General features: G+C 35.4%; 7 protein-coding genes. 6 read left to right on the forward strand and 1 reads right to left on the reverse strand.

From position 1 onward, the window contains the following. Positions 1–99: 99 nt before the first annotated feature. On the reverse strand, positions 100–627 hold the full coding sequence (gene syd / locus ACGH4F_RS08755; RefSeq protein WP_411590905.1) for a SecY-interacting protein: 528 nt from the start codon (positions 625–627) through the stop codon (positions 100–102). A gap of 743 nt (positions 628–1370) precedes the next feature. Between syd and rne the strand changes: the two genes are divergently transcribed. From rne to metA, 6 genes are all read left to right on the forward strand, one after another. Beyond that, positions 1371–4058 carry a ribonuclease E gene (gene rne / locus ACGH4F_RS08760; RefSeq protein WP_411590907.1) on the forward strand — a complete coding sequence of 896 codons (2688 nt, stop codon included), beginning with the start codon at positions 1371–1373 and terminating at the stop codon, positions 4056–4058. A 184-nt stretch (positions 4059–4242) separates the two neighbouring features. After that, the gene (locus ACGH4F_RS08765; RefSeq protein WP_411590908.1) at positions 4243–5073 is read left to right on the forward strand and encodes an ABC transporter permease subunit; all 831 of its coding nucleotides are present in this window, start codon (positions 4243–4245) and stop codon (positions 5071–5073) included. Beyond that, positions 5066–5926 (forward strand): ABC transporter permease subunit, encoded by an 861-nt coding sequence (locus tag ACGH4F_RS08770; protein WP_411590910.1) that lies wholly within the window; start codon positions 5066–5068, stop codon positions 5924–5926. Before ACGH4F_RS08765 ends, ACGH4F_RS08770 begins: the two co-directional genes overlap by 8 nt. A 2-nt stretch (positions 5927–5928) precedes the next feature. Further along, positions 5929–6918, forward strand: a complete 990-nt coding sequence (sapD, locus tag ACGH4F_RS08775) for a putrescine export ABC transporter ATP-binding protein SapD (RefSeq protein ID WP_065559789.1) — start codon at positions 5929–5931, stop codon at positions 6916–6918. A 24-nt stretch (positions 6919–6942) separates the two neighbouring features. Continuing rightward, positions 6943–7755, forward strand: coding sequence for an ATP-binding cassette domain-containing protein (locus tag ACGH4F_RS08780; protein ID WP_220216008.1), 813 nt, complete (start codon positions 6943–6945; stop codon positions 7753–7755). Positions 7756–7976: 221 nt separating this feature from the next. Next, positions 7977–8909 carry a homoserine O-acetyltransferase MetA gene (gene metA / locus ACGH4F_RS08785; RefSeq protein ID WP_220216007.1) on the forward strand — a complete coding sequence of 311 codons (933 nt, stop codon included), beginning with the start codon at positions 7977–7979 and terminating at the stop codon, positions 8907–8909. Positions 8910–9016: the final 107 nt, after the last annotated feature.

Below are 9016 nucleotides of genomic sequence, written 5' to 3' on the forward strand. Positions count from 1 at the left end.
TATACATAATATTTTATAATACACAATTTCGATACAGACAATTTGTGAATAAATGTTTAGACGATAATCTTGTTAATTTTTATGAATTATTTTTTTACATTAAATTGAAAGATTATTAAAAAAAGATGTTAAATTTTCAGCTAATATCGTCAGTTCTCCACTAATGAGATCTTCTTTAACCACTTCGCCAGTTAAATTATTTATGGCGATAATTTCGGTACTTTCATCGGTAGAGGCAATAAAAATAGTTGGTATTCGTTTTAATCTTTTTTGTTGCGACAAATGGGCAATTAAGTTCTGCTCTAAATTTGAGAAATCGTCATCATTCCATGCTTGTAGTAATACTAAATGAGTATCAGCAAAGTTTGCGCTTATATTTCCGGCATATTGTGTGCCATAAAAAACATGAGCACTTTGACACAGATTGATGTTAACGACTTGTTCGACAATAGTTAGATCTCTTGCCGGCTCTAATAAAAAAGGTTGCCAATATACTGCAAGTTGCGCTGTTTTTAGTATACAAGGTGAAGGAATGGCATGTAATTCTTCACTTTTAGGGGCATAATCAAATTGAGTCATCCAACGAGAAGTAAAATCAAGTAAGGCTGTTTTTTCGGGTGATTTCATAAATAAGTTAAATCTCTTTTTTGAATTTATTTTATATTTCGTCCATTATTATACAAATTAACTTACCTTTAGGTACTACTAAGTAAGTGCCCATTTTTTGTTTTCTAAAAATGAGAAAAAATTGTAAAGCAATTTTGGCTTTTTAGTGTTGTTAATATAAATTTTTAATATATCTAATATGATTTTATTGAAATGATAAATATTATTTGTAAATAACTCAAAATATTAATCTAACTATCGATGAAATATGAAGTTTAATTTTCTTGCTATCCTTTGCCGAAACGTGAATAATAAGGGGGGATATTTTTATCCTTGTAATGCAGCAATGGCGTTAGACATTACAGTTTGTCAAAACAAAATAGCGTAAGTAGAATCAAGATAATTAGATAATATGTTTATTTTAAACAATCATATAAAGATTTAGTTTATTTGCTAAAACCAATAAAATGAAGGTTTGCAAATTAACCATTGAAATAATATCAATAAATTATATATTTAGGAATAATTCGGCGTGTCATTTGTACTTTTGAATTTAGCGGTTATCCCCCTAAAATATTATTTTAATGTAGTCAATGTGAAATCGGTGTCACATAAAATAATAACAAAAATAACACAAATAAAATAATGCACACTGTATAGAAATATCGAATTAAGTACTTTTTTTATCATTGTTAAAAAATAAGCATTTATCAATAATACGATTCTACCTACAATTAATTAAGATTAATGAAGAGTGTAGAATAATGAAAAGAATGCTAATCAATGCAACCCAGCAAGAAGAGCTGCGAGTTGCGCTTGTTGATGGCCAACGCTTATATGATTTAGATATCGAAAGTCTTGGGCATGAGCAGAAAAAGGCCAATATCTATAAAGGTAAAATTACTAAAATCAATCCAAGTTTAGAGGCGGCTTTTGTTTCATATGGTGGAGAGCGAGATGGTTTTTTACCATTAAAAGAGATTGCCGATAGTTATTTTCCATCCAATATGACCGGTCGTCGCACCATTAAACATCTTGAAGAAGGTCAAGAAGTTCTCATTCAAATTGAAAAAGAGATTCGAGGCAAAAAAGGTGCTGCGTTAACGACTTATATTAGTCTTGCCGGTAGTTATTTAGTTTTAATGCCCAATGATCCACGTGCTGGTGGTGTGTCTCGCCGAATTGAAGGTGAAGATCGTGCAGATTTAAAACGTATTATTGACGCTATTGAAAAGCCTAAAGGCATGGGCGTAATTGCCAGAACGGCGGGTGTTGGTAAAAGCCAAGAAGAGTTACAACAAGATTTAGATGCGTTAGTCAATTATTGGGCAGCGATTCAAAATGAAGCTAAGAATCATCCAGCACCAAGTTTAATCCACAAGGAAAGTGATATTATTACCCGAGCATTTCGTGATTATTTACGTGATGATGTGGGTGATATATTAATCGATAATCCGAAAGTCCTTGAGATCGCTAAAAAACGATTAGTTGATTTGGGGCGTGTTGAATACGTTAATCGACTAAAACTTTATGAGGGGGATGTACCTCTATTCAACCATTTTCAAATTGAAGGTCAAATTGAATCTGCGTTTCAACGTGAAGTGCGTTTACCTTCCGGCGGTTCTATTGTAATTGATGCGACCGAAGCATTAACAGCAATCGATATTAACTCCGCTAAATCGATACGGGGCAGTGACATTGAAGAAACAGCCTTTAACACTAATCTTGAGGCCGCTGAAGAAATTGCTCGTCAACTACGTTTACGTGACTTAGGTGGTCTAATTGTTATCGATTTTATCGATATGACACCAATTCGTAACCAACGTGAAGTTGAAAATCGCTTAAAAGAGGCGATGAAAACAGACCGAGCACGTATTCAAACAACACGAATTTCTCGATTTGGTCTACTTGAAATGTCACGCCAACGATTAAGTCCGTCTTTGCGTGAAGCGACTCATCACATTTGTCCACGTTGTCAAGGAACGGGAACGATTCGTGATAATAATTCATTATCGCTTTCTATTCTTCGATTAATTCAAGAAGAAGCGATGAAAGATAACACTGTCCAAATTGATGTTATCGTGCCAGTGCCAATTGCCAGCTATTTATTAAATGAAAAACGTCGCGCGATTAATAATATCGAAAGAATGCACCCTGATGTAAAAATTGTCATTGTGGGTGATGAAGAGATGGAAACGCCACTTTATAAAGTGATTCGTAAACGTGTTGGCGAAGAGACTGATGTACTGAGTTATAACTTACCGAAATTAATCCGAGAATTGGAAGAAGAGGAAGAAGACGCAGCGGCTGAAATCATCGTTGAACAAGCGGTATTATCAGGGCCAAAAGTCGAAGCGAACACGACATCGAAAGAAAAGAGCGAGCCTAAAGTTGAAAAATCTGGGGGCTTGTTTAGTGGATTATTTAGTAAGTTACGCAAATTATTTGTTGCTGAAAAAAGTGAACCTGAACCAGAAGTTAAACCAAAACCGACTAAAAGACGTGAAAATAATCGATCGAATAGTCGCCGTCAGCGTAATAGTCGTAATGGCAATGGTGCAAATGCTAATAGCAGCGCAGCAACAGAAGATGTGAAAGAGACAACTCGTAGTAACAGTCGTCGTACTAAGCAAAATAATAGTCATTCGGCGACGGTAAACGCTACTAAAGCTGAAAAAACAGCGAATAGTAATGAAGTGGTCACACCGAAACAAAAAGAAGTGAAACCAAGACGTCAACAACGTTCATTGACAAAAAGCGTACGTGTGAAAAATAGTGAAGCACCGATTCAAGTCAATGAAGAGCGTGTTGTTATTCCATCGTTATTATTACCGGTGATAGTGCCTGAACAGGCTGAGACAACACCTGTTTTAGAGTCACAACCAAAACGTCAACGACGCACTTCCAGACATCTACGTATGAATGGACAACGTAATAAACGACGGGTACGAAGTGGCGATCTTAAAAAATCACCTATGCCGTTACAATTTGCTGCTGCATCTCTTGAATTGGCATTAGGTCGGGTTGCGATTGATTATAGTCAAATCACACAAGATGAACCAAGTAATGTGGTTCCTGTTATTCCTTCACTTTTATTACCTGTTATCGTTAAAAATGAAGTGACAGAAGCCCGTTCTGAACCGACAATTGACACAGCTGATTTGAATGATGTATCCATCAATTCTGCATCAACTCAAGTTCATGATGCTGCAAAAGACAGTGAACAAGAAAGTCATGATAACGATGTGAATACTGATGTGTCTCAAGCTACGGGTCACGCTTCGTCAGTAATGACTAAAGCCCCTGCACCAGAGTATGTAGATTCTGAAATTGGTTTCAAACTACGGGAAGAATCAGACTATCACTTTGAAGGGAAAGGAGAAGCGGGCGGTTTAAGCTCTCAAAACCATGCCTTTGCTAAAGCAAGTAAACCTTCCTATCCTTCAGAATAATAGTTTCAAAACTGATATTTATAAACAGGGTGGTCATCAGACCACTTCTGTTCCTACTTAGACAAATAAAAGCGATAAGATAAACATGATTATTTATATTTTGAAAAAAATAGTCACTTTTGTATTAATTATCTGCATTTTGGCTCAGATCAGCTTTTGCCTTGTCTATTTTTCGCCCCATTCTATGTTTAATCATCTTCATATTGTTGATGCTTACAGTTCTTTCTTTAGGCAATTATTGCAAGGACAATTTACATTAACCTCAGGGGAAAAGGTCTCGTTTCTTTATACTTTATCTGCGACGATTGAACTGTGTATTCTAGCCTTAGCGGTAGCACTAATTGTTGGTTTACCGTTGGGTATCTTTTTAGGGCTAAGTAATATTAATTGGTTAAATAGCACAATTCGGTTAGGGTGCTTATTACTATATTCATGTCCTATTGTGATGCTAATTGTGATTGTTATGTTTTGGGTCTCTCCAAATTGGTCTGTATCAATACATTTTGATACCTCTTCCTCCGCTATTGGTACATCGTTATTAGAGATTTTACTGTCTGACAAACAGAATAAAATAGATTTATTGATTGAGCAGTTTCAATATTTAAAACTTCCGATAATCATTCTTGCGATACAGCCTAGCATTATAACTATTCAGCTTATTAGCCAAAATGTCAAAAATACCTCACGCCAGAACTACATAAAAATGGCTGCAATTCGAGAAAGGTCACCTTTAAAAATTTTACGTCGACATTTATTGCCCAATACCATTCCAGCAACTATTCCTCAATTGACTTATAATACGACTACATTGTTGTTTTCAACAATGATTGTCGGAATATTATTTAACCGTGTTGGATTAGGGCAATGGGTCATGGGTGCTTATCATCATCATAATTATTTCATTATCTCAATTGCTATTTTTGCTTGTGGAACGGTGATAAGCTTTTTAACACTATTGGGCGAAATTACCGCTGTGGCTATTTATCCATTACGTCATAAGGAACATCATGTCTAAGGTAACAAGGTTATTAAATAGCGTGGCATTGTGTTTTAATAAGCTACATAGTAATCTTTATTCAATTGTTGGCTTTTATGGCATTGTGGCAATTGTCTTTGTTGCTGTTTCAACAAAGTGGTTTTTTCATGCCCATTTAGATCCTATTTATGCAAGTTCCTTACCGCCAGCATGGTTTATGAATGGCGATATTAATCACATTTTAGGCACCAATGCTAAAGGACAAGATATTTTTGATTACTTATTAATTGGTTATCGCTCAACCTTATCGATGACACTAAAAGCGGTATTTTATGTTGTTGTGATTGCAGGATTAATTAATTATTTAATGTTCTTTATTCCATTTCTACGATCTTTTATTTTATTGATTTTCCGATTTTTTATGGTCGTACCACCTTTATTGGGGGTTATCGTTGTCAGTATGTTATTTGAAGATGACATAACCAATATGTTGTTAATCATTGGGTTATCTTATTCACCACGATTTATATACAATATCCATCAACGAGTGATTAAGGAGTGGAATAAAACTTATATCACGGCTTATCGGCTTGATGGTTTATCCAAAATAACGATTTTAAATCACTATATTTTGCCTAATATTCTGCCGGTCTATTTAACTGAAATTGTATCGTTATTTAGTTCAATTATCTTAGCCATTACCAGCATCACCTTTTTAGGATTTGCTAACGATACCTCCAGACCCGATTTAGGGATGATGATGTTTAAAATGAAAGACATTATTGGTACCAATTATTTAGCCTTTTTATCCCCCGGAATTGCGGTTTCAGCTACCATTATCTTTGTTTATTTATTAAACTTTGGATTAAATGGTCGACGAGCAGGGCATTAATCATGGCATTGTTAGATATTCGTAATTTAACGATTGAGTTTATTACTCCTGACGGTCTGTTACGTGCTATCGACAGGGTTAACCTTAGATTATCAGAAGGTGAAATTCGAGGATTAGTAGGCGAATCCGGTTCTGGTAAAAGCTTAATTGCCAAAGCGATTTTAGGGATCACCAATCACAATTGGAAAATTTCGGCAGATCGCTTTCATTTTAATAATATTGATTTATTAAAACTTACGCCTAAACAACGCCGTAAAGTTATTAGTGCGAATATTTCCATGATATTCCAAGAACCACAATCATGTTTAGATCCATCAATGAAAATTGGGCAACAACTGATCGAGGCAATACCTAGACGCACCTTTAAAGGTCATTGGTGGCAACGGCTATTTTGGCGTAAAAATCGTGCGATTGAACTATTGCATCGGGTTGGAATCAAAGAGCATAAAGAAATATTAAAGTCTTATCCGTTTGAACTGACGGAAGGTGAATGTCAAAAAGTCATGATAGCCATTGCATTGGCCAATCAACCTAAATTACTCATTGCCGATGAGCCGACTAATGCCATGGAAGCCACGACAGAAGCCCAAATTTTTAGGCTACTGGCTAGCATGAATCAAAATATGGGCACCACGATTTTACTTATCAGTCATGATTTACAAATGATTACAAGGTGGACAGATCGAATTAATGTATTGTATTGTGGACAGACGGTTGAAGTGGCGGATAGCGAAGATTTAATTAAATCGCCTTATCACCCTTATACACAGGCGCTCATTTACGCCATTCCAGATTTTGGTAAGGCAATGCCACATAAAAGCCCATTAAATACCTTACCGGGTGTTATTCCGTCACTTGAACATTTACCTATTGGCTGTCGATTGGGCCCACGTTGTCCTTATGCACAAAAAAAATGTATTCAAGCACCCGAATTAATCCAAATTAAAGATCACTTTGTTGCTTGTCATTTTCCTTTAAATACTGATGAGTAAAAGTATCAATACCAGGACTAAACCATGAACCCAATTTTAAAAGTGCGTAATTTGTCAAAGCAATTTAAAATTCCTAAAGGATTTTTGGGGCATCTATACATTGATGCTGTTAAACCAATATCTTTTTCGATCAATGAAGGAAAAACCTTGGCAATTATTGGTCAGAATGGATCGGGCAAATCAACATTAGCTAAAATGTTAGTTGGAATGGTCAAACCGGATAGTGGTGATATTTGGATTGATGGCACAAAAGTCGAATACGGCGATTATAGTTACCGTTGTCAACTTATTCGCATGATTTTTCAACATGTTGAAAGCTCTTTTGATCCAAGACTTCGCATTGGTCAATTGCTTGAAATTCCACTCAAACACAATACACATTACGATGCGTTTGAACGTGAAAAAATGATAAGCGACGTATTAAAGCAAGTTGGGTTACTGCCTGAACATGCTTCTTATTATCCAGCGGTGATGGCATCGGGGCAAAAACAACGGGTCGCCCTAGCGAGAGCATTAATTCTAAAACCGAAAGTTATTATTTTAGACGAAGCGTTAGCCGCATTAGATATCTCGATGCGTTCACAGATTGTTAATTTGATGTTGTCATTACAAGCCGAGCATAACATCTCTTATATTTATGTGACTCAAGATATAGGGATGATGAAGCATATTAGTGATCAAATCTTAGTGATGCACAAAGGCGAACTTGTTGAATACGGGAATACCGCCGAAGTGTTAGCCTCGCCACTTAGTGATATCACGCAAAAACTCGTTAATAGCTATTTTGGCGAAGCGTTAACCGCTGACTCATGGCGCACCGATACACGGGCTTTTTAACTGTTTCCTTACTGTTGTTAATTATCCAATCTAAAAAAAACCAATGCGAATTTAACGTTATTCTTTTATAGTAGTATCATGATTTTATTTGAGATATTGGATTTAGCTAATCAAAATAAAAACCTCGACAAATAATCTAAAACATCTTATATTTAGCTATACAGATTTCTAGACGTCTATTTTAAGTTTTAAAAGATTGTTGATTATTAGGAGTTTTTGCTATGCCTATTTGTATTCCTGATTCATTACCAGCCGTTGATGTACTTCGTAAAGAAAATATTTTTATCATGACATCTTCTCGTGCAAATACACAAGAAATTCGTCCGCTAAAACTGCTCTTTCTTAATCTTATGCCTAAAAAAATAGAGACAGAAAACCAATTTTTACGACTACTTTCTAACTCCTCATTACAAGTCGATATTCAACTATTACGTATTGATCAGCGTGAATCGAAAAATACACCAGTCGAGCATTTAAATAGTTTCTATTGTGATTTTGACGATATACGTGAACAAAATTTTGATGGGCTTATTATCACTGGCGCACCGTTAGGAAAAGTGGCCTTTACGGATGTAGTCTATTGGTCAAAATTAGTTGAAATTATCACATGGGCAAAAGAACATGTCACCTCAACCATGTTTGTGTGTTGGGCAGTACAAGCCGCATTGAATGTACTTTATGATTTACCAAAATTTACACGATCACATAAATTATCTGGGGTTTATCAGCATCAGATTTTGCAACCTAATGCCATTTTAACCCGAGGATTCGATGACTCTTTTTTAGCACCTCATTCAAGGTATGCAGATTTTCCGATTGAAAAAATAAAAAATTATACCGATCTTTCAATACTGGCAGATTCTGATATTACCGGCCCTTATTTAATGGCAACAGCAGATAAACGGATGGCATTTGTTACCGGGCATCCTGAATATGACTCATTTACTTTAGCCAATGAATATTTCCGTGATCTTAAAGCTGGCATTCAGCCAACTATCCCAGAAAATTATTTTCCTCATAATAATCCAGACTTAACCCCTAAAGCTACATGGCGTAGTCACGCTTATTTATTGTTCAGCAATTGGCTTAACTATTATGTCTATCAATTAACACCATTTGATTTAACGACACGCAATTTAACAATTGATGATTAAACCAAACATAAAGAAATTATACCTAGATTAAAAGAGCCAGAAATAAATTCATTATTCTGACTTTTATCGGTTATTGCTTATGCAATACCATTTGATTAATGATTTAT

Source organism: Gilliamella sp. CG35 (assembly GCF_046635745.1).
Lineage (GTDB): Bacteria > Pseudomonadota > Gammaproteobacteria > Enterobacterales > Orbaceae > Gilliamella > Gilliamella apicola_I.